Here is a 21,216-nt window from a genome sequence, read left to right on the forward strand (position 1 = left end):
ATTTTAAATGTCAACTCAGTATGAGCAGGGGCTGCATAAAAGTTGTTGAAAAATAAGGAACAAGAGCCAAAATGATTGAGACTAATGTCTCTCGCCACCACCAAACACTTCTCCAAGTTATCCAAAGCTACTACCAACTGACAAAGCCCCGGATTATCCCGTTGCTGTTGATTACCACGGCTGGAAGTATGTGGATTGCTGCACAGGGACAAGTAGATCCATTGTTGCTGCTAGTAACTCTTACTGGTGGTACTTTGGCTGCTGCTAGCGCCCAGACAATTAACTGTATCTATGATCGGGATATTGACTATGATATGGAACGGACGCGTCATCGTCCTATCCCTTCTGGTAAGGTGCAGCCTCGTGATGCCCTAATTTTTGCGATCGCTCTAGCAGTGATGTCCTTTACACTACTAGCAGTATTCGCAAATTTATTGTCTGCTTGCCTCGCATTCTCCGGCATTGTCTTTTATATTTTGATCTACACCCACTGGTTGAAACGCCACAGCACTCAAAATATTGTCATTGGTGGAGCCGCAGGAGCAATTCCGGCTTTAGTAGGTTGGGCTGCTGTCACAGGGACTTTAAGCTGGGCTGCATGGTTAATTTTTGCCATAGTCTTTCTCTGGACACCTCCCCATTTCTGGGCGCTAGCGCTGATGATTCGGGATGATTACGCCAAAGTTGGCATCCCCATGTTACCTGTGGTTGAGGGTGATATGGCAACCGTCAAGCAGATTTGGTATTACACACTGGTGACAGTCGCAGCTACGGTGTTACTAGTTTATCCCTTGCACGCCAGTGGATTTCTCTATGGAGCGATCGCTGTCAGTCTGGGAGGATTATTTATCCACAAATCTTGGCGTTTGTTGCACAACCCAGAGGATCGCACTGTAGCTAGAGAGTTGTTCCTCTATTCCATCTCTTACATGATGCTGTTGTGTTTGGGTATGGTCATCGATAGCCTCCCGATTACCCATAATCTAATTACTACAGTCATCAGCCAGCTGCATTTCATTAGCTAATTAGTGGGGTGCAATCAGCGACTTCCCATAAATTCCCGAAAATTGTAGGGTGGGTTAGCGACAGCGTAACCCACCATCATTAATTCTGCCTGGATATGGTTTTAATATTCCGATAACAACCACAAAATTAACCCAGTTCCCAATACACAAATAATTCCCGCCGCCCCAGCTAGGGGTTTTTTGTTTTTACCAGTCCACCATTCCGAAGCCTTACCAGTATAAGTAATCAGTTCTGCTGTATCTACAGTAGCGATCGCCCAGACTAAAGCAGCGTGTAATCCCCAAGCTATACCCAAACCGCCGCTATCAGCAATCCTCGCTAACACCAACATCATTCCCATCAGCCACAATCCAGGGATTTGGGGTTTAGTTTCCCGTTGCTCCCAGACTAAATGCAGCAGCGCAAAAATTAAGCTAGAAATTGCCGCAGCTAACCATACTGGGTAATCACGCTCTAATTCAGTGAACAAGAAACCACGAAAAACTAATTCTTCTATGCCCCCAACTAACAACGCTATCACTAAAATAGTTGGCAAGATGGATGGTATCAACTTGATATTTGATTTTTCAAGATAGCACCAGCCTAGCCAGAATTGGCAGGTAAACATCATTGCTAGGCTGATTATTCCTAAACCAAAACCTAGCGTTAAGGAACTTAACAGGGAAATATTCCCCACAAAGCCGTAATCTGAAAAAGATTTATCGGATAGCCAAATAACTCCCCAGAGAACCAGGGGGGCTAATAGATAAAGTGGCACTAATAAGGGTAATTTTTGTTCTGGCTGTAAAGGTTTGGTAGGTTGCCAATTAAGTGCAATCGCTATTACTGCTGCTATTGGTAACCAGCATCCTATCCAGCTGATAAAAAATGTCATCACTACAACCGGCACTGATGCATCTTCTATAAATGCTCGTAGAGTATCGACTATGTTGATCAAAATAGACACAAAAAAACACGATAGACTTCTTGCTTATTAATCAAGACTCTACTAGAGTCTGTGACTTCTGCAAGGGGTCTAATCGTATTTTTACAATCTTAAAAAATTTCAGCCAAGAGAATTAGCAGTTAGCTGTAATCGGAGGAATGAGTTATCAAGCCTTCACCTTAAACTTATTCAAACCATCAGCCAACTTACTCTTACTCTTCCACATCTTCATCTGATTCTTCAGAGTCGATATCTTCAGAGGTCAATTTTTTATCAGTTTCACCAAGTTGAATTAAGTGAATATGCTTATATCCCAGTCTAATTTCAAACTCATCACCTGGCTTTAAGTTCATTGCCTTAGTGTAGGTAGCACCAATCACAATTTGACCATTTTGGTGAACGCTGACTCGATATGTCGGTTCACGTCCACGACCATCTTTAGGTGCTTCTGGACTAAGGGGAATACCTCTAGCCGATAGCAACGCATCATAAAAATCTGTGAGATTAACGCGGACTTGATTATTCTTAGTAACAGTGTAGTAGCCACACTGCTTGGCTCTTTCTCGGCGGGGTAAATTAGAAAGTTCTTTTACCTTAGCAAGCAATGCTTTTCCAGTTAATGGTGCGGTTGCAGTTTCAGTCATTACGCTCAAATTTTCCTTACTCTCTCCAAACTGATAAACGAAGTTGTCTCATGCCAGCATTTGATTACTCATGACCCTAGAGTGGGGGATAAATTCCTGTTTATAGGTTGAGCTACAAGCGCCTATATTATGGTCTTCCACAACAAATTAGAGGTCATGGTGTCCACCAACATTAATTTAGGTGATTTTACGGCACTTTTAACCATTACTCGCCATTGAAAATCAATTGATTTTCTCTTTTGGCGCTACTGTAGCGGTGTAATTTTCAGCCACCTTCACAATAGGTTTGAGTTCTACTACAAATAAGTCGTAGACCCAATAAATTGCAGGCTTTCAACTTTCAGTGCTGGCCTTTATTGCCCTTGAGTTGTTAGGTTTTCCCTACTCTGACTCTCCAGGACAGGACAGCATAGTATTTGAATAGGCTCTTACGGACATACACCTTTGTCCTGCCTGTAGGGACATGAATTTTCTTGTCTCTACATTACAAATTAACAAAGCAGCATTAACCATGCTTATGCAGCTATTGGTACTGGATTTGTTACTTCGTAATTTTATATTAAATACTAGCATGAACTAATAATAGCAAAATAATTGTTTAGTTTTGAATTTAACTTGCTGAGAGATTTTAATCTAAATATCTAACCTTGGGGAGGCAAAAAGCAGGGAAGATTTTCCTCATGCTTTATTGCTCTAGTGAGTATTGCACCATGACTTTTATAAAAATTAATCTAAATTCAGACGAGCAGTTTTGACAAGTGAGTTAAATCCCAGATTTCCTTAATTTCGTACAGACTAAACTAAGAGAGGATTGTCCTGCTGGTTTATGCTCACGAGACAAAAAGCGGACAGCCATTATATACGTCTGTCTTTGGGAAGAATAAATTTTCCCATATTTGGCAAATGCTTGATTTTCACCAGATGTTTATCAACAGGTTTCGCAGTTCCATCTCCACAAAAAACTCTCCTTTTCGAGTAGATCAGGGATTTTTCCAAGCAATGGCTCCTATTGGTCTTAGCATCAAGATATATTGAGAAACATTACTGCATTTCGTTTGGATATCTTTACTATGCAGGAAATGAACCGCCTTCTTTCTCCTGCTCAACTCACTTGCGGTTGTACTGCCAAACAAGTAAGTTAAATTCTTCCGGTACTATTACCTTATTTGAGTTTAGTTTTGGAGCTTGACAATAATATCACTTGTAGTGCTTGGAGCAAATTAAATTTTAATGGTTATCCTTAAACTAGAATCAGTTGCGCTTTGATTATCAGCCTATTAACACTTGGCGGGGAATGAAGGGCAACAAGAGTATAGCTCAATTTGTGCAACCAGCCGCCTTTACTCACGATTTCTGAGGCTGGTGATGTAATTTTAAGATTTTGGTTAGTGATAATGGAAGTTCTATTTAAGATCATTCGGCAGCAACAAAATTCCTCTCCTGTTGTACAAAGTTACCTTTTAGAGGTAGATTCTGGCAATACAATCTTGGATTGCCTCAATCAAATTAAGTGGGAACAAGATGGAACACTCGCTTTTCGCAAAAATTGTCGCAATACAATTTGTGGTAGCTGTGCTATGCGAATTAATGGGCGTTCAGCTTTAGCTTGTAAGGAAAATGTTGCTGGTGAACTGGCCAGATTACCACAAGTCCCTGCTTTGGAGAATAACGCCAAGACGATTCGGGAAATTACAGTAGCTCCTCTCGGTAATATGCCCGTAATTAAAGATTTGGTGGTGGAGATGAGTAGTTTTTGGAATCATCTAGAGGCAGTCGCTCCTTATGTCAGTACAGCAGCGCGACAAGTTCCAGAAAGGGAATTTTTACAAACACCACTGGAGCGATCGCGTCTTGATCAGACAGGCAATTGTATCATGTGTGGTGCTTGCTACTCTGAATGTAATGCCCGTGAAGTTAATCCAGATTTTGTGGGACCCCATGCTTTGGCTAAAGCCTATCGCATGGTCGCTGACTCTCGTGATAGTGAAACTGAAAATCGCTTAGAAAGTTACAACGAAGGAACTAAAGGAGTGTGGGGTTGTACTCGTTGTTTTTACTGTGATTCAGTTTGTCCAATGGAGGTAGCACCATTAGAGCAAATCACGAAAATTAAACAGGAAATTCTTCAACGTAAAGAAGCCCAAGACAGTCGCTCAATTCGTCACCGCAAAGTATTAGTAGATTTGGTGAAAGAAGGTGGTTGGATCGATGAACGTCAATTTGGCATCCAAGTTGTTGGTAACTACTTTAAAGACCTCAAAGGATTACTCAGTCTTGCACCTCTGGGTTTGCGGATGATCCTTCGGGGTAAATTCCCACTTAACTTTGAACCGTCCCAAGGTACTCAACAAGTGCGATCGCTCATCGAATCTGTGCAGCAAGAAGTAGGGAGTGGGGGAGAATAAATCAGAGTCATAGGCTTCAACCTCTAACGTGGATCTTGAGGTATATTCAACCTTTGTCCAGATTGTTCATAAACTAAAACATCCCATTGCCCATTGTTACTATACTCAAAGGCAATCCTCCGACCATCAGCGCTAATACTGGGGTTGCGGACTTCAGCTTGCAAGTTATTAGTTAAATTTCTTGATTGTCTTGTGTCTCGGTCATAGACAAAAATAGTAGATCGCCCCTGACGACTAGCAGCAAAAACAATGTAGCGACCATTTTCAGCAACGCTAGGATTAGAGGCGATCGTATCTAAGGAATTTAAACCTGGTAAATCGACTAAACTGCGAGTCAGAGTATCGAACATATACACATCTTGGCTACCCCGGCGATCGCTTGTAAAAACAATATATCTCCCAGAAATTTGGGGATTTAGTTCCGAAGCTGAACTGTTCAGACTCCGACCACCAGGATCAAAGGGATAATTTGCTAGGCGAGGATAACCAACACAGCCACCCAACAAGCTCAAGCTCGCAACAAATATAGGTATAAAAATAGTTTTATTAGTCATTGGTCATTAGTCATTAGTCATTAGTCATTAGTCATTGGTCATAAAACTAACGACTCATAACTAATACCATTTCTTTGTCATCAGCTGAAAAAACCTTAGTTTACACTGGCACCACTGGGAATATCTAACTCAATATTCGGTCCCCGGTCTAAAACTTCAATATCCCACTGACCACGGCTAGCGGTTTCAAAAACAATATAACGTCCATCTAGGCTAATTCCAGGATTTCTGACCCAGCCACGATAAGTAGGAGTAATGATTTGTGACTTTTGCGTAGCGCGATCGTAAAGTGCCACCACAGGTCTACCTTGCTCGCTGGTCAGATAAGCAATGTAACGCCCCGTGTAACTCAAACTCGGACTTTCAGCAATTGTCTGGGGTCTATTTAACCCTGGTGTGCGAACCAACCGTTGTTCTGTCAAGTCATAGACCAACAGTTGGTGACTACCATTCCGATTAGATATAAACGCTAAAAAGCGTCCATTTCCACTTAAAGCTGGTTGTTCTTCAGTGTAGCGACTGTTGAGAGAAGTAGACCCTATGGGTATTTCGTTAGAACTGCAAGATAACAATAAACTAGCAAAGCTAAAAACCAGGCTCCAATGAATTGGTTTTTGGAGCCAAAATCTAGGCGTAAATCTTTTCACCTCAATTGTTTTCCATCGCCTTCAGAGCTAATTCTCACCCCAATGTATTAAATGATGCCATCATCAAAGTCAGTCGAATTATCTGGCTCCTGATTGGGTTGTTCAATTGGGTTATATGGTACGTATTCAGTTGGTATGGCATCATCATCCTCGCGCGGTCTCCGCGAACTTGAGTCAGCAGGCGGGCGGCGCTTTCTGGTTCTGGGCGGGATATCCTGCTCAGGAGTGTCTCGGCGCGGTGGTTGATTAGTACCACGACGAGAAGATTTTCTCACTTCCCCTCCTGGACTTTCCCAATCATCAACTGGCCTAGTAGAAGCACTCCAATCTTCTTGTTCAACATTCTCAGAGTTGCGACTCACAGGACGGTTAGAACTAGGACGACGGCTTCTAGTTCCGGTTTCTGGTCTTTCCCTACTGCTGGGGCGTTCTGGACGACGGGGTGGTTGCTCCTCGTAGTAGTCATCACGAGGGGAACGAGTATCCCTACTACCCCGAATCCGGGGACGGACAGGTGGTTCTTCGTCTTCATAAGGCAGTGGTTCTAAATCATCCTCCACCTCAGCCTCATATCCCCTGCGATTGTAGGAATAATTTCTGCTGACTTCTCGCTCGTCGTCCACAATGGGAGTGTTACGTTTAGCTTGTTGAGTAGCGATACCTCGCAAACGAATACTTTCAACCGCAAAAAACACAGTTGAGCCAACTAAAAGCAGCTGATTAAATTGCAAAATTGGGTCTAAACGCCATCCTTGGAAAATGAGAATGAAGCCGCAGAGTAAGCCCACAGCTGCAAAAAAGATATCTTGATCTCGTGACAGTTCTGGACGCACAGTGCGGAGAAAATACAGTGCTGCCCCAGACACAGCCAGGAAAATTCCTAAAATACTGGCTGAGTTCGTCCCAAAATTGACCTGAGCCAGAACGCTGGCTGAATTCAGCCAAAAATTTACCATTGTTCTTTTCCAAATATCAAATCTATGTTAGCGAGTCACAATTAAAATCACTACTCTAATCAGGCACAATATGCACAATATATTTAAGCTCCAAAGTCTTTGGCAAAGAGAGCTTCTGAAGCTGCTCACCGCCTGCTAAAAAAGCCAATGTCTGTCAACTAAGTATACCTTGTCCTCAGTGGGAAGACTTTCTGCTTTTGGTGCAGTTAGGTAAGCTGCTTCACATTTAACTTGCATAATTAAGGCGGGCAAGATGCCTACCTGACAAGATATGCAAATTAGATGAGTTTTAACTAGGATAGCTGACAGACAATCGGCGAGAGGTGAGAGTCAAACCGACTCTCCCAAGCATTATGAACGCTGGATTTTATCTTTCTGGCTAATGAAAATCAGCCCAACTGTAGCGGGGACTACTACAATCAAACCACCCCAAAGCAGACTCCAAAGAAAATTTGCTAATGAAGGCGTCATAGTTCTCAACCTTTTTTTACACACTTCATCATAATTCTAATATGCTGTCTTACAAAAAAAGTGCTATTACCGGAGCGGGGCGTTAGTTTGTGCTGAGACGCGATTTATCGCGTCTGTACAAGAAGGTGCTAAGTGAAAAAAATTCTTCTGGATTCAATTGGTTAAAATTAAAGAAATAATACTTAACAAAGCTGCCAATTTGTTGGCTTTCTCCCAAGTTCTTTCCCAGTTCTTTCTTAGTTCACTAAATTATTAGCTCAAACCGATGACTAGTGTTAACCTGACTGTTTGGATTCTCAGTCCTGTATTGGGACTGATGATATTTTTGTTTATCTTCCGGATAATTCTCACTTGGTATCCACAAGTAGACCTGAATCGTTTGCCGTTTAATCTCATAGCTTGGCCTACTGAACCTTTTTTGGTGCCATTACGAAAGCTAGTACAACCCATAGGAGGGGTAGATATTACCCCGATTATTTGGGTAGGAATTTTCAGCTTAATCAGAGAAATTCTTCTGGGTCAGCAAGGATTACTCACCATGATGACTCGTTTGAATTAGAGAGATGGAAGAGGCAGGGGGGCAGGGGGTAAGAGGTGGGCTTATATCCTCCTACATTCCCCAATTCCCACTCCCTACTCCCCACTCCCTAAAGATTCATTTCCTGTACAAAGTTGGTGTAGACATTACCTTGCAAAAATTGTGGATTTTCCATAATCTTTTGATGAAATCCAATGGTAGTAGGAAGTCCGGTAATGGCACACTCTCTCAGTGCGCGTTTCATGCGGTTAATTGCAGTGGCGCGGTCTGGCCCCCAAACAATTAATTTACCAATGAGGGAATCATAATAGGGGGGGATTTGGTAATCAGTGTAAACATGGGAATCAATGCGGACACCGGGGCCACCAGGTGGAAGATAGCCGCTAATACGTCCAGGTGCGGGACGAAAATCATGGTCGGGGTCTTCAGCGTTAATCCGGCATTCAATAGCATGACCCCGTAAGACTACTTGGTCTTGGGTGAGCGTCAGTTTTTCGCCTTGGGCAATGCGGATTTGTTCGACAACTAAATCTACTCCAGTAACCATCTCTGTTACAGGATGCTCAACTTGAATCCTGGTGTTCATTTCCATAAAGTAGAACTTACCAGACCTATCTAAAAGAAACTCAACTGTGCCAGCCCCAGTAAAGTTGATAAACTGAGCCGCTCTCACAGCAGCTTGTCCCATTTTTTCTCTTAGTTCTGGGTCAAGTCCTGGACTAGGAGCTTCTTCTAGTAACTTTTGATTGCGGCGCTGAATTGAGCAGTCCCGTTCACCCAAATGGATAACATTACCGTAATTATCAGCCAAAATTTGAAATTCAATGTGGCGTGGACGTTCAATAAATTTTTCTACATAAACGCCAGAATTGCCAAAGGCGGCTCCCGCTTCCCCTTGAGCTGCCAAGAAAAGTTTGACAAATTCGCTTTCAGAACGAACTAAACGCATTCCTCGTCCGCCGCCACCAGCTGTGGCTTTAATCATCACTGGATAATCCATATCCTTGGCGATGAGCAATCCCTCTTGCTCGGATTCTACCAACCCATCACTACCGGGTACAGTCGGTACCAAAGCTTTTTGCATGGTTTCTTTGGCTGTGGATTTATCCCCCATCAGCCGTATCGCTTCGGGAGTTGGGCCAATAAAGGCAATGTGATGGTCAGCACAGATTTCTGCAAATCGGGCATTTTCTGATAAAAATCCATATCCAGGATGAATGGCGCTGGCATTACGTGTCAGAGCGGCAGCAATAATGTTGGGAATATTCAAATAACTTTTACTGCTAGCAGGCTCGCCAATGCAAACGGCTTCATCGGCAAGTTGGACGTGGAGAGCATTCCGGTCAACGGTGGAGTGAACTGCAACCGTCGCGATGCCCATTTCTTCACAGGCTCGGAGAATGCGAAGGGCGATTTCTCCCCGATTGGCAATTAATATTTTGTCAAACTTCATACAAATACATGGTATGCGGGAAACTCAGTCACTTCTGTGCTGAGAGGGAAGCGACGCAAGCGGTTGTCACCGCAGTGATCATTAGTCCTGTTGAGCGTCGAATCAACCGGACTTGATGTTTATTGATCTGTCCTAACCGTTTCCAATCCTGATTGAAGACAGAAACTTGTTTTTCAGTGTCGCCACTAACCCAACCACGATAAGTTTTAATACCTTGAATTGCTTCAACGTAGTCCCCTCCTGACTATATGTTCCATACAGGCTAATCCGAAGTAGAAGTAATATGCTTGCCACAGAAACATCAGAGGTCGGGGAAAGAACACTGTTAGCTGGTCTGCTATGGCAATAAATCCCAGCGGTGTTGCACGAAAACTAATAACTGCCTAGCTAGATGGCTAGTTGGAGGCTTCGGCGGTTGAGACGGGAAACTCCAAAAACGAATAAGACCGTTCCTGGGTTCAATGATGTTGTCAGCTCCAAGTTCAGCGAAGCAGGTTGGAGTACTTCACCTAGATTAACAATATTGCATCTGCTAGTCTGGAGCCAGTTTCCCGAAGTAGGCTGTTGTGAGCGCAGTTTGCATCTCAGTTGTCAAGGCACGATATTTTTGTCAGTTATATACCCTCTTTTCAATAATTTGTGTCCACTTCCACTTAAATTTTTGGTAATTTTTGCTAAATTTCAGTATTTTCTCACTATTTTAATTTTTTTGTGCTATGCTTTATTTCTGGACAATCAGCGCGGATGTGGCGGAATTGGTATACGCGCACGCTTGAGGTGCGTGTGGCTTTGCCTTGCGAGTTCGAGTCTCGCCATCCGCATTTTTTAGTATTAAGGACGCGATCGCGTCCTTTTACAATTTATTTGGTCAAAAATTATCCTTGTACTTCTCAACTTGCTATTGAAAGCATGATTTTTGTGCTTTTATAGTAATAAGTGAACTTTTGTAAAGAACATTGACAGCAACTTTTACAGGCACAAACAACTCAACATTGCCAACAGCATGGCATCGCCTCACTCCGATTTGGCAAGGTGGGGAGGAAGTTATCCAGAAAAGTTTGCCTCACTCACAGTTAGCACCAACGTGGCAATTGTTACTTTTAGGTGACGGCTCGCCCACAAGGCATTTACAATTACTGACGGGTGAACCGACAGAAGTGGATGTCATTGATATGTCTTTGATTGGCATGAACTCAGATAATGCTCCAAACTTAATTCAAGCTGTACCAGGGCCACGACTGCGGCGACAGGTATGGTTACGTACTGCCTCTGGTCAGCGATTAGGTTATGCTACCTCGTGGTGGGAAGCTAGTCATGTAGATGAGTTTTTGCAAAATCGTTCACTACCAATTTGGGCGAGTTTAGCTCGCATTCGGACAGAGTTATATCGAGATATTCAAGGAATTTACTACGGCTACTCAGAAGCATTAGAGTCAGGTTTTGAGGTGTCTGGCCCTTTTTGGGGTCGTCATTACTTGTTTTGGCATCACGGACGACCTCTGACTTTAATATATGAAGTTTTTTCGCCTTATTTAACCAAATATTTGGGTGCTACAAAACTTATTTCCACTAATGGAAAAGCATAAAGCCACTGAGTATTCATAAAATACAACAACAAATCAAGGTCGTGTCAGGAGAGTGCAAAAACTACTAAATAGGTGGGCGTAAATAAAGTTAACTGGCGGGGGTTGTCCTTTGTCATTGGTCATTGGTAAGGGTTTCATGGGTGTTTACGAGTCGTAATATAGTTTGGTTTTTCCATACCCACCTACTTACACCGATGACTTGCAGCTTTTTCAAGTTAGTTATACCCTCAAAGTGCTGGGAGTAATGGATGTATCTTTGAGGAATTTATCCGTAGAGGAAATATCCCAGAAAACTTGTCTGCTCAATTCAACACAGGATGAGGTATAAGTTTCGATGGCCCTGCCTATTGTGTCTGTGATCAAAAAGAAAACAAAAAAACCCTCTCTGGTGCTGACACTATTGGCGGCTGGATTATTGATTGGTGCAGGGAGTGCCGCATACTGGTTTTTAACTCAGAGGCAAACATCTTATAGAGGCTTGCCCGTAGGTGCAAATATTATTCCTCAAGATGCCCTGTTTACGGTTTCTTTAACTACAGATCCTCAACAATGGCAAAAATTGCAGGAGTTGGGAACAAAAGAAACCCAAGCAGAAATAAATAAAAATTTAGTCCAGTTGCGCGATCGCTTTCTCACTAATAATGGTTATGACTTCCAGAAAGATATTGCTCCTTGGGTAGGCGATGAAGTCACCTTAGCAATTTTGTCTCCACCAACGATTCAACCTGCACTTAAACCAGTAGAAAACGATGGTGATGCTGCTAACGCTCAACAGTCGATGGTCATGGTATTACCTGTGAACAACCTAGAAGCAGCAAAAAGCATCTTGGCAGAACCCAAAACCCTCAAACAAGGTAAATGGATCGATCGCACTTATGAGGGAATTACCATTAAAGAAAGTGATGGTCAATCAGGGGAAAAGCTTTCAGCTGCATTACTAGATGAACGGTTTTTAGTGATTACGGATCATCCCCAAGCCACAGAACGAGCAATTGATACATATCAAGGTGAAGCATCCCTAACAAAAGTAGGGGGCTTTGTCGAGAATTTTCCAAAAATCTCCAATTATCGCCCCTTTGCTCAATTTTATGTCAATGTACCAATAGCCGCCAGAATAGCTGCTGCTGCTCCCAACCGGGCTTTACCCGCTCAAGTTTTAGCCCAACTGCAAAATAATCAAGGTTTAGCAGGATCTATGACTTTGGAACCTGAAGGAATCCGCTTCAAGGGTATTTCCTGGCTCAATCCTAATAGTCAGCGTGTCCTGAAAGTGGAAAACAAAGCCGGGACAATGCAAAACCGTGTACCAGCCGAAACCTTAATGATGCTGTCTGGCGGAAACTTACAACGGTTCTGGGAAGACTACGTTTTAACATCACAAAAGAATCCTCTCTCGCCTATATCACCAGAACAGTTGCGAGGTGGTGTCAAGTCCCTCACCGAGATGGATTTAGATCAAGATTTTCTCAGTTGGATGCAAGGTGAGTTTTCTGTCTCGGTGATTCCCAATAGCTCAAATGATGATTCCAAGGATTTCCGAGCCGGTTTATTATTCATGGTACAAGCAAGGGATGCTTCTGACGGGCAAAGCCTACGCAACTCAGCTGAAGCATCTTTGAAAAAGCTGGATGAGGTGATGAAAAACCAATATCAGTTCCAGATCCAACCGAGTACAGTTGCAGGTAAACCCGTTGTTAACTGGATTACACCCTTTAACACTTTAACCGCCAGCCGTGGTTGGTTAGATGACGATATTGCTTTTTTGGTCGTGGGCGCTCCCATCACAGATAAAATTGTCCCTAAACCTGATCAGACATTAGGCGCGTACCTGCCATTTCAACAAACAGTGCCGACAGAACCCAATCCGACCAATGGGCAATTTTTCTTGGATATGGAAATGGCTGTCAAAAACTTTGCTCTCAATAGTTTATTTCCTAATCAACAACTTTTTCTAGATGCCACCAGTTCAATTGGGGTGACATCTGCTGTCAGCGATAATCGCAGTACTCGTTACGACATTTTCATTGTCCTCAAAAAAGATGGCTCCTCAGCACTTTCTCCTAGTTCAGATATGAGTGCTGAGACGCGATAAATTGCGTCTATACAAGCAAGCACTAAGTGGGTAATCCTGAAAACGATGCTAAAAACCATGTGCTATGAGTCTCTAAGCGGATAGGATCAGAACAGTCAGAGTCCGTATTTTAATGAATCAACTGGGGAGAACACTCTATGAATCTGGTTGAACTCCAGAACTGGCTGGACAATGCCACGTTTGCTGTATTATTTCTCACAATGCTCGTGTATTGGGGAGGGGCAGCTTTTCCCAATCTGCCCGCACTTGGTACTTTGGGGACTGCGGGAATGGCGATCGCTAATTTGTGCATAGCTACTCTGTTAGGGGCGCGATGGATAGAAGCGGGTTATTTTCCCCTGAGTAATCTGTATGAGTCCCTATTTTTCTTGGTTTGGGGAATTACCGCTGTTCATCTGTTTGCCGAGAACACCAGCCGTAGCCGCTTAGTCGGAGTTGTTACCGCACCTGTAGCAATGGGGATTACGGCTTTTGCAGCCCTCACTCTGCCATCAGAAATGCAGTCAGCAGAACCCTTAGTACCTGCGCTCAAGTCTAATTGGCTGATGATGCACGTCAGTGTGATGATGTTGAGTTATGCGGCTTTAATGGTGGGATCATTATTAGCGATCGCATTTCTGATTGTCACTCGTGGTCAAAATATCCAACTCCAAGGCAGTTCTGTGGGTACTGGGGGTTATCGGAGTAACGGCTACCGCTTGCACAAAGCTGGTGAACTCATTTCTGAACCAGCCACACCCCCAGTAGAAAATAATGGCTTTTCTCGCTTAGAAAGTAATAACAATGGCAAGGGTAATACTGCTGTTTTAAATTTAGTCCCGGCTACCGAGCTTACCTCAGTAGTCACAGCCAAAGAACTACTTTCTCCACAGCGCCTGAGCCTAGCTGAAACCCTCGACAATATCAGTTATCGCGTCATTGGACTAGGATTTCCCCTGATCACCATTGGCATTATTGCTGGTGCAGTTTGGGCTAATGAAGCTTGGGGTTCTTACTGGAGTTGGGACCCGAAAGAAACTTGGGCATTAATTACCTGGTTAGTTTTTGCCGCCTATCTCCACGCCCGAATTACTCGCGGTTGGCAAGGTCGTCGCCCAGCAATTTTAGCCGCCAGTGGCTTTGTTGTCGTTTGGGTTTGCTATCTGGGTGTGAATCTTTTAGGTAAAGGTTTGCATTCCTACGGTTGGTTTTTTTAAGCAATCCACATCTACCCCTTCTTCACAAGCGAGGAGGGGAAAACAACCTATGAAAATTCACTATTCTATGCGAATTATCAGTTGAGTTAGAGGAAATATATATGAGCAATAAATTTGAGCATCTAAATCATAATGAAGTTGTTTCTGTAAAACCAGAGACTTTTAATAATTTAGATGTTTCACAAACTTTTAAAGTCAGTGATTTACTGAGAGCTATTATGGAATGTGTCGAAGCTGATAACACAAATGAAGCACCTTTGTACAGTAAAGGCTTAAATTGTGAAGTCTTGAAATTAGGTGCTATGAGATGGCAAACCGGAAAAATTAGACTCTGTTTAGAATTTTGTCCTGATGAAGCAGAATCACCACTAGATGATATGCGTCAGCAACTTAAACAAGTTGAAAATTAGTTTCCCTGTCCAAAAAAAGACCTGTCCTTTATTCAGGCGGAAATGGTTGAAGTACCGAATCGGGTGAAATTAGATGATGAAAGGTTCAATACGTTTTTGGCGTTAGCCACAAAGCGACATTACGCACATAAGCCTTAATATCTTCTAAAGCCCGTGGTTCTGTTTTCATCCCATCTCCCGGTAGTTCATCCACAAATGTGGGACAGCCTTTGTTAATGTCCCAGTTGTAATCTACGAAGTGATGGAAACTTGAGTTAGCTACTACACGCCCGACTAGATTACCCTGTGCGTCTGTATAGTTGTCGAGTGCTACAACTAGATTGAAGTCCCGACCTGTAGCCAAACTTTTTCCTAGTGCAATTACTCGCGCATTTAGTTTTTCTGGATGCACTCCAATACCACCCTCGTGGGGATGCGTGGGAAAAAATTCGATGCTTCCAGAAGGAGAATGAGGATTTTTCAACAGTTCGTGAATTGGTTCTACCAGAGTAATTTTTTGATAATCACCATTAGCTCCAGAATAGTAGTTAGGCCAAGAAATATAAGTTGTATGCGGATCATCCCGGCTCCAGCGAGAGTTATCAGGATCGGGATTTTTGGTATTGAAATAATGGAGATCGCCAATGTCAACTAAACCGCACATCGAACAGCCCATATCCTGATGATCCCGTGTGGTGAGAATGCCACTTCCACGTTGATGAAAAGCATTAATGCCAGCAATATCTTTTTCTGTCAACCCATCGCCAGTATCTAAGGCAAATAGCCACAGTTGATCAAAATTAGATTCCCCTAGTGTACTCAAAATCGGGTCGTTACCCTCTGCATCTGCGTAGCGATCGCGTGCTATAACTTCAAACAATGGATTTCCCGCTTCATCTTGAATAGATGCCAAATAATCCTGTAACAAAGAGAACCGGAAAATACTCCAGTCATCTTCAGTGCTAGGAATGGTAGTTTGTAAAAGAATGCGAATTGGTTTTGTCATCGGTTCCGTAGTTGGATTTTTGAGCCATTGTCATGAATTTAAGCAGATTTAGGTAACGTGAACTAAATTTATTCACCTTTTGCCTCAAATTCCCTCACAAACGTTTTTCAGCATCTGTCGTAACCAAATATTTGCCTGATCTTGATCTGTAAGTTTGCTCCAAAGCATAGAAATCATCCAGGGTTCAGTTTTGACAGGAATTTCAAAAGTTTCTAATGTACCTCGATATGCAAAGGATTCTACCAATCGTGATGGAACAGCACTCACCAAGTCACTGGATGAAATAATTTCTGGTAACACTAGTAAATGAGGAGTTGTCAAAGCAACTCGACGCTGGAGATTATATTTAGCAAGCACCTGATCGATTTCACCAATTTCATCTCGTCTGATAGTGAAAAGAGCATGAAGCAGATCAGCGAAGATTTCCGGTGTGATAGCATCCTGGGTAATCATGGGATGTCCACGCCGACAGATGCCTACAAAGTGTTCGGGAAATAATGGCATCTGTATTGTTTGTCTGGGCGGGTTTTGGAAAACACCCAAGGCTAGATCAATCTCTCGTTGCTCTAATAGTTCTCCCACACAGTCTTTAGCAAAACCAATCAATCGAAAATCAATATTTGGTGCAGTACGTCGGCAAAGTTCCAACAGCTTGGGCATGACAACGTAGCTGGTGTAATCTGAACTAGCAATTGTGAACGTATTTTTAGCAATAGCTGGGTTAAATATTTTACTAACTGCTAATATTTGGCGAATTTGTTCTAGGGCGGTTCTGATATCAGGGGCAATTTCCAGCGCCTTGGCTGTGGGCTGCATTTCTCTACCAATACGGAGAAATAACTCATCTTGGAATAGTATACGTAATCTTGCCAGGGATGCACTCATAGCTGGTTGCCCTAGATACATTTTTTGGGCTGCGGCTGTCACGCTCCTTTCTTCAAACAGCGCTTCAAAGGCGACCAGGAGGTTCAGATCAATGGCAGATAAATCTATTAATCCCATCGATGAAGTATATTGTTTTAATCAATTTGATTAATTTAATCCAACTCAGTAAAGTGAACTTAAAAGTTGTTTAAAAATTAACAAAATGACAGTTCAAAAAAAGATTGCTGTAGTTACAGGCAGTAATCGCGGGCTAGGATCGGCAATTTCGCGTAAATTATCCCAAATTGGCATTCAGGTAGTTCTCACGAGTCGGAATGAAACAGATGGTCTGGCTACTAAGCAGCAGTTATTGAGTGAAGGGCTGGATGTAGACTATCACAAACTGGATGTGACTAATGACGGCAGTGTGCAGAATTTTACAGATTGGTTGCGTGAAACATACGGTAAATTAGATATTTTAGTCAACAATGCAGGCATAAATCCCACTACTAAGCCGGAAGAATCGAGCTTATTAACTGTTCAACTGGAGACGATGCGCTCTACATTTGACACCAATATTTTGGCGGTACTGAGGATTTCTCAAGCCTTAATTCCGTTGATGAAGGTTCACAACTACGGTCGTATCGTCAATATTTCCACCGAAATGTCATCTCTTAGCTCAATTTCGAGTGACTACTATCCTTTAGCTCCTTCCTATCGACTTTCCAAACTAGGGGTGAATGGACTAACTGTGGTTCTAGGTAAGGAACTTTTGGGTACTAATATTCTGGTTAATGCCTATTCTCCAGGTTGGATGAAAACCGACATGGGAGGCGAAAATGCACCGTTTACGGCAGAAGAAGGAGCCGAAACCGCAGTCTATCTGGCAACACTTCCAGATGGGGGCGCACAAGGACAATTTTTTGCGGAAATGCGGAAGTTTGGTGGACCAATTCAATTACAGTGGTAGGTGAATATGGAAAATTCAGGATTACCCCCGATTTACGCGGATACAACCGTGGAGTTAGTGCCAGCTAAAATTATTACTTCGTTTCCAGTTAATACTTTTCTCGAAAATTTAGCGATCGCTTCTGATGGCACAATATTTGTGACAAATCATGAAATCGGCCAGATTGTTCGCATTACTCCAGATGGTAATCAGCAGATTCACGCCAGTGTGTCAGGCAAAGTCAGTGGTTTAGCTTTTACTAGCAATGGGGGTTTGGTGGCGACTGGATGGAATGCTGATTCTATCTCAGTGGTTTCCCTAATTACCGCAGATGGCACGGTGGAAACGATATTAAAACTACCAGATGCCATATTTCTCAATGGCATTACCCCTCTTTCCAGCACTCAGTATCTTACAGCTGATTCCTATCGGGGGGCAATTTGGTTAATTGATACTGCCCAACGCCGGGCTTCAATTTGGTTAGAACATTCTTTACTGGCTCGCAGCAGTGCAGAGAATGTGATTCCTGCTGCTAATGGTTTAAAGCGTTTTGGTAACTTCCTTTACGTTTCAAATACGGAAAAAATGTTACTTTTACGCATTCCTCTTGGCATTGCAGATGCACCCGGTGAGCCGGAAATATTTGTTGAACAAACTAATATCGACGACTTTGCATTTGATGTAGAAGGCAACCTTTACGGTGCAACACACATTTATAATAGTGTCGTGAAAATTACACCAAATGGTATGACAACTATTATCGCTCAAGCCAAACAGGGTGTAATTGGCAGTACCGCAGTTGCTTTTGGTCAAACAGCAGGCGATCGCACTGCCATATATGTTGTGATGAATGGGGGAATGTTTTTACCGCCTCCGACAGGCGTAGTTCCTGCCAATGTTGTCCGACTTGAAGTCGGGAATGCTGGGTATCCTTTGGCTTCAGGCTAAAAATCACATTTGCTTAATATAAATGGAACCAGAAGATCACATTGTCACCGTTGTCATTTCACAAATTGTCAAACCAGGATGCGAAAGCGCTTATGAGACTTGGTTAAAAAATATTACCAGTGTTTGTGGGAGTTATGCTGGCCATTTAGGCACAAATGTGATTCGCCCACAACCAGGCTTGCGTCCAGAATATGTGATTATCTTCCGGTTTGACGGCTATGAAAATTTGAAGGTATGGATGACATCACGCGATCGCGAATATTGGCTGACTCAATCTCAAAATTTAGTGCAATCTGACCCTCATATTCAGGAAATCAACGGATTATCAGCTTGGTTTTCTCTTCCCGGTCAACCACTCAAAACTCCACCTCGATATAAAACAGCATTGTTAACTTGGGCAGCTGTATCTGTATTGATTAATGTGCTGAATAGACTTTTAACACCCTTGCTTCGCAACTTACCTCCTGTGATGATTTCATTAATTATTCCCGCAGTCATGGTGGGATTGTTAACTTATGTTGTCATGCCTTGGGTAACTCGTCTATTTAGTCCTTGGCTATATGGGAAATCACGAGGAGTTTAAAAAATTATCGTATGGGCATCTTGCCTGGTAAGATGCCCCATCCAACTACCGTTTCGTCGGATATCTCCATCATGGATGATGCTTTTTTTCTAGGTAGTATCTATTTATTTCTGCACAAATATAAAAATTACTTCATATTTGGATCTAGTACAACATTTCCCAATGAAATACTTTCTGGGAAATGCGTAACTTCTGACACCAAAATTTTTGCAAAATCAAATTAATATTGAGCCAACATATAATATAATCTTCATTCGTGTGTCTAATAATTCATGAATAATTATTAGTTTCGATTTAATTGCTAATTGTCAGAATAAAGAAATATGGATAAAATGTAAGCACTAAATAATTAGGGTGAGTTAATCTCATATTAACGTATTTATTCGATCAATGCGTTAATTAATACATTAATTAAACAACATCTATCTAAAAAAAGCATTATTTTATTTGGGCTGAACATCTATCTCTGTGGAAACTATAGACTTAGTGACAGGAGATTTATATGGAAAATGGATTTGAGCGATTAAATCATGATGAAGTTGTGTATGTAGAACCAGAGATTTTTCATAATTTAGATGTTTCAGGAACATTTAAAGTTCATGATTTGATCTCAGCAATTAAAAAATATCTGGGAGCCGAAGGGACAACTGAAGAAAGTTTGTACAGCCAAGGATTAAATTGTGAAGTTTTAAAATTTAGTGCCGAGGGCTGGACGAAAGGAAAAGTAAGACTTTCTCTAGAATTTTGTCCTGATGAGCCTGAATTTCCATTGGAGCAAATTTATCAACATTTTGAACAAATGCAAAGCCAAGAATAGCTGATCAATCTTTAACTGCAAATACACACTGGTATAATAAAAATTAGCTAGGTTTGTCTGTGGTTAAATAACAAAAATGGTATGGACTGCTTTACACGCGAAAATACATCGTACCATTCGTTCGCGCCACTTATTTGAGCGCAATCAAAGGCTATTAGTCGCAGTTTCTGGTGGTCAAGATTCTCTGTGTTTAATTAAATTACTGTTAGATTTAGAACCTAAATGGGGATGGTATTTAGGTATCGCTCACTGTGATCATCGTTGGCGTAACGATTCTGAAGCTAATGCTAATCATGTGGAGAAATTAGCTAAAAGTTGGGGTGTATCTTTTTATTTAGAAACAGCAACACAGCCATTAAATAGTGAAGCTGCGGCACGTAGTTGGCGGTATGAAGCTTTAACTGCGATCGCTCAAGGGAATAATTACCAGTATATAGTTACCGGACATACCGCAAGCGATCGCGCCGAAACTCTGCTTTACAACCTCATGCGTGGGACTGGTGCTGATGGGTTACAAGCACTAACTTGGCAAAGGCCACTAACTGCCGATATTTTCTTAATCCGTCCATTATTAGAAATTACTCGCCTAGAAACAGAGCAATTTTGTCAAGAGTTTCATCTCCCAGTTTGGGAAGATTCCACCAATCAAGATGTCAAATATGCCCGTAATCGCATTCGCCAAGAGTTAATCCCATATTTACAAAGAAATTTTAACCCCAAAGTAGAATCCGCCTTAGCCCAAACAGCAGAACTGCTGCAAGCCGAAGTAGAATATTTAGAGCAAGCAGCCCATAAATTGCGAGAGGAAGTGCAGCTTTCAGAAGAAATGGGGATCAGGGGAAATGGCGCTGAATTGAGGTTAAATCGTCGGATATTACAGACAGTACCACTAGCGCTGCAACGTCGCGTGATGCGACAGATATTACAACAGATCCTGACTGACGCACCGAGTTTTGAACACATTGAAAAATTAACAGCTTTAATTACAGCGCCAAACCGTTCACAAACCGATCCATTTCCTGGTGGTGCGATCGCCCAAGTTCAAGGCGATTGCATCTGTGTGACCGAAGAGGCAGGGGGGCAGGGTGCAGGGTGCAGGGGGGACTTGTAACTTCCCAGCAATCAGGGAAAAATATTTATTCCGAGATGCTTTGCACAAGAAATAAG

The 21,216-nt window shown here is 42.4% G+C and carries 21 protein-coding genes and 1 tRNA gene; 13 read left to right on the forward strand and 9 right to left on the reverse strand.

The features are described 5' to 3' along the window. Positions 1-71: 71 nt before the first annotated feature. Positions 72-1,025, forward strand: a complete 954-nt coding sequence (locus tag AACX33_RS09795) for a heme o synthase (protein WP_194003436.1) — start codon at positions 72-74, stop codon at positions 1,023-1,025. A gap of 101 nt (positions 1,026-1,126) precedes the next feature. Here the strand turns inward: AACX33_RS09795 and AACX33_RS09800 are convergent, their stop codons facing one another. Next, a complete protein-coding gene (locus AACX33_RS09800) occupies positions 1,127-1,900 on the reverse strand; it encodes a CPBP family intramembrane glutamic endopeptidase (RefSeq protein WP_194003466.1) in 774 nt (257 codons plus the stop codon). A gap of 263 nt (positions 1,901-2,163) precedes the next feature. Beyond that, positions 2,164-2,595, reverse strand: coding sequence for an AbrB family transcriptional regulator (locus AACX33_RS09805; protein ID WP_194003434.1), 432 nt, complete (start codon positions 2,593-2,595; stop codon positions 2,164-2,166). A 1,394-nt stretch (positions 2,596-3,989) separates the two neighbouring features. Between AACX33_RS09805 and AACX33_RS09810 the strand changes: the two genes are divergently transcribed. Then, entirely contained in the window at positions 3,990-5,000 is a 1,011-nt protein-coding gene (locus AACX33_RS09810; RefSeq protein ID WP_194003432.1) for a succinate dehydrogenase/fumarate reductase iron-sulfur subunit, read from the forward strand. 23 nt (positions 5,001-5,023) lie between these two features. On the opposite strand, the gene AACX33_RS09815 is transcribed toward AACX33_RS09810, so the two are convergent. The 4 genes from AACX33_RS09815 to psbX form a co-directional block, all read right to left on the reverse strand. Then, the gene (locus tag AACX33_RS09815; RefSeq protein WP_194003430.1) at positions 5,024-5,554 is read right to left on the reverse strand and encodes a TolB family protein; all 531 of its coding nucleotides are present in this window, start codon (positions 5,552-5,554) and stop codon (positions 5,024-5,026) included. 95 nt (positions 5,555-5,649) lie between these two features. Further along, positions 5,650-6,201, reverse strand: a complete 552-nt coding sequence (locus tag AACX33_RS09820; RefSeq protein WP_194003428.1) for a PD40 domain-containing protein — start codon at positions 6,199-6,201, stop codon at positions 5,650-5,652. Between the two features lie 47 nt (positions 6,202-6,248). Further along, positions 6,249-7,157, reverse strand: coding sequence for a Ycf66 family protein (locus AACX33_RS09825; RefSeq protein WP_194003426.1), 909 nt, complete (start codon positions 7,155-7,157; stop codon positions 6,249-6,251). A gap of 351 nt (positions 7,158-7,508) precedes the next feature. Further along, the gene (gene psbX, locus AACX33_RS09830) at positions 7,509-7,628 is read right to left on the reverse strand and encodes a photosystem II reaction center X protein (protein WP_006194277.1); all 120 of its coding nucleotides are present in this window, start codon (positions 7,626-7,628) and stop codon (positions 7,509-7,511) included. A 265-nt stretch (positions 7,629-7,893) separates the two neighbouring features. Here psbX and AACX33_RS09835 point away from each other — a divergent pair, with 265 nt between their 5' ends. Next, on the forward strand, positions 7,894-8,187 hold the full coding sequence (locus tag AACX33_RS09835; RefSeq protein WP_194003424.1) for a YggT family protein: 294 nt from the start codon (positions 7,894-7,896) through the stop codon (positions 8,185-8,187). A gap of 88 nt (positions 8,188-8,275) precedes the next feature. Here AACX33_RS09835 and accC read toward each other — a convergent pair whose 3' ends face one another. Then, positions 8,276-9,619 carry an acetyl-CoA carboxylase biotin carboxylase subunit gene (gene accC / locus AACX33_RS09840; protein WP_194003422.1) on the reverse strand — a complete coding sequence of 448 codons (1,344 nt, stop codon included), beginning with the start codon at positions 9,617-9,619 and terminating at the stop codon, positions 8,276-8,278. A 740-nt stretch (positions 9,620-10,359) separates the two neighbouring features. Here accC and AACX33_RS09845 point away from each other — a divergent pair. The 5 genes from AACX33_RS09845 (at position 10,360) to AACX33_RS09865 (ending at position 14,903) form a co-directional block, all read left to right on the forward strand. Continuing rightward, a tRNA-Leu gene (locus AACX33_RS09845) sits at positions 10,360-10,440 on the forward strand. A 135-nt stretch (positions 10,441-10,575) separates the two neighbouring features. Then, on the forward strand, positions 10,576-11,205 hold the full coding sequence (locus AACX33_RS09850) for a chorismate lyase (protein WP_194003420.1): 630 nt from the start codon (positions 10,576-10,578) through the stop codon (positions 11,203-11,205). A gap of 334 nt (positions 11,206-11,539) precedes the next feature. After that, complete coding sequence (locus tag AACX33_RS09855; protein ID WP_194003418.1) at positions 11,540-13,297, forward strand: DUF3352 domain-containing protein; 1,758 nt, start codon at positions 11,540-11,542, stop codon at positions 13,295-13,297. Positions 13,298-13,434: 137 nt separating this feature from the next. Beyond that, a complete protein-coding gene (gene ccsB / locus AACX33_RS09860; protein WP_194003416.1) occupies positions 13,435-14,493 on the forward strand; it encodes a c-type cytochrome biogenesis protein CcsB in 1,059 nt (352 codons plus the stop codon). Positions 14,494-14,594: 101 nt separating this feature from the next. Further along, positions 14,595-14,903, forward strand: a complete 309-nt coding sequence (locus AACX33_RS09865; RefSeq protein WP_194003414.1) for a KGK domain-containing protein — start codon at positions 14,595-14,597, stop codon at positions 14,901-14,903. Between the two features lie 85 nt (positions 14,904-14,988). On the opposite strand, the gene AACX33_RS09870 is transcribed toward AACX33_RS09865, so the two are convergent. Together AACX33_RS09870 and AACX33_RS09875 are read right to left on the reverse strand one after the other, a co-directional pair. Next, positions 14,989-15,888: a hypothetical protein gene (locus AACX33_RS09870; RefSeq protein ID WP_194003412.1), complete on the reverse strand. Its 900-nt coding sequence runs from the start codon at positions 15,886-15,888 to the stop codon at positions 14,989-14,991. An 84-nt stretch (positions 15,889-15,972) separates the two neighbouring features. Continuing rightward, positions 15,973-16,890: a LysR family transcriptional regulator gene (locus AACX33_RS09875; protein WP_194003410.1), complete on the reverse strand. Its 918-nt coding sequence runs from the start codon at positions 16,888-16,890 to the stop codon at positions 15,973-15,975. Positions 16,891-16,975: 85 nt separating this feature from the next. Between AACX33_RS09875 and AACX33_RS09880 the strand changes: the two genes are divergently transcribed. The 5 genes from AACX33_RS09880 (at position 16,976) to tilS (ending at position 21,160) form a co-directional block, all read left to right on the forward strand. Continuing rightward, entirely contained in the window at positions 16,976-17,722 is a 747-nt protein-coding gene (locus AACX33_RS09880) for an SDR family oxidoreductase (protein ID WP_194003408.1), read from the forward strand. Between the two features lie 6 nt (positions 17,723-17,728). Further along, complete coding sequence (locus AACX33_RS09885) at positions 17,729-18,649, forward strand: SMP-30/gluconolactonase/LRE family protein (RefSeq protein ID WP_194003406.1); 921 nt, start codon at positions 17,729-17,731, stop codon at positions 18,647-18,649. A gap of 22 nt (positions 18,650-18,671) precedes the next feature. Further along, entirely contained in the window at positions 18,672-19,232 is a 561-nt protein-coding gene (locus AACX33_RS09890; RefSeq protein ID WP_194003404.1) for an antibiotic biosynthesis monooxygenase, read from the forward strand. A gap of 502 nt (positions 19,233-19,734) precedes the next feature. Continuing rightward, positions 19,735-20,049: a KGK domain-containing protein gene (locus tag AACX33_RS09895; RefSeq protein WP_194003402.1), complete on the forward strand. Its 315-nt coding sequence runs from the start codon at positions 19,735-19,737 to the stop codon at positions 20,047-20,049. A 76-nt stretch (positions 20,050-20,125) separates the two neighbouring features. Further along, complete coding sequence (tilS, locus tag AACX33_RS09900; protein ID WP_194003399.1) at positions 20,126-21,160, forward strand: tRNA lysidine(34) synthetase TilS; 1,035 nt, start codon at positions 20,126-20,128, stop codon at positions 21,158-21,160. Positions 21,161-21,216 lie beyond the last annotated feature (56 nt).

The sequence above is a fragment of the Nodularia sp. LEGE 04288 genome (assembly GCF_963896525.1).
Lineage (GTDB): Bacteria > Cyanobacteriota > Cyanobacteriia > Cyanobacteriales > Nostocaceae > Nodularia.

Coding starts and splice junctions, on each gene's coding strand:
- AACX33_RS09795 (WP_194003436.1), top strand. CDS start 72: ATGATTGAGACTAATGTCTCTCGCCACCACCAAACACTTCTCCAAGTT.
- AACX33_RS09890 (WP_194003404.1), top strand. CDS start 18,672: ATGGAACCAGAAGATCACATTGTCACCGTTGTCATTTCACAAATTGTC.
- ccsB (WP_194003416.1), top strand. CDS start 13,435: ATGAATCTGGTTGAACTCCAGAACTGGCTGGACAATGCCACGTTTGCT.
- AACX33_RS09800 (WP_194003466.1), bottom strand. CDS start 1,900: ATGACATTTTTTATCAGCTGGATAGGATGCTGGTTACCAATAGCAGCA.
- AACX33_RS09895 (WP_194003402.1), top strand. CDS start 19,735: ATGGAAAATGGATTTGAGCGATTAAATCATGATGAAGTTGTGTATGTA.
- AACX33_RS09825 (WP_194003426.1), bottom strand. CDS start 7,157: ATGGTAAATTTTTGGCTGAATTCAGCCAGCGTTCTGGCTCAGGTCAAT.
- tilS (WP_194003399.1), top strand. CDS start 20,126: ATGGTATGGACTGCTTTACACGCGAAAATACATCGTACCATTCGTTCG.
- AACX33_RS09835 (WP_194003424.1), top strand. CDS start 7,894: ATGACTAGTGTTAACCTGACTGTTTGGATTCTCAGTCCTGTATTGGGA.
- AACX33_RS09870 (WP_194003412.1), bottom strand. CDS start 15,888: ATGACAAAACCAATTCGCATTCTTTTACAAACTACCATTCCTAGCACT.
- AACX33_RS09815 (WP_194003430.1), bottom strand. CDS start 5,554: ATGACTAATAAAACTATTTTTATACCTATATTTGTTGCGAGCTTGAGC.
- accC (WP_194003422.1), bottom strand. CDS start 9,619: ATGAAGTTTGACAAAATATTAATTGCCAATCGGGGAGAAATCGCCCTT.
- AACX33_RS09875 (WP_194003410.1), bottom strand. CDS start 16,890: ATGGGATTAATAGATTTATCTGCCATTGATCTGAACCTCCTGGTCGCC.
- AACX33_RS09855 (WP_194003418.1), top strand. CDS start 11,540: ATGGCCCTGCCTATTGTGTCTGTGATCAAAAAGAAAACAAAAAAACCC.
- psbX (WP_006194277.1), bottom strand. CDS start 7,628: ATGACGCCTTCATTAGCAAATTTTCTTTGGAGTCTGCTTTGGGGTGGT.
- AACX33_RS09805 (WP_194003434.1), bottom strand. CDS start 2,595: ATGACTGAAACTGCAACCGCACCATTAACTGGAAAAGCATTGCTTGCT.
- AACX33_RS09865 (WP_194003414.1), top strand. CDS start 14,595: ATGAGCAATAAATTTGAGCATCTAAATCATAATGAAGTTGTTTCTGTA.
- AACX33_RS09810 (WP_194003432.1), top strand. CDS start 3,990: ATGGAAGTTCTATTTAAGATCATTCGGCAGCAACAAAATTCCTCTCCT.
- AACX33_RS09885 (WP_194003406.1), top strand. CDS start 17,729: ATGGAAAATTCAGGATTACCCCCGATTTACGCGGATACAACCGTGGAG.
- AACX33_RS09880 (WP_194003408.1), top strand. CDS start 16,976: ATGACAGTTCAAAAAAAGATTGCTGTAGTTACAGGCAGTAATCGCGGG.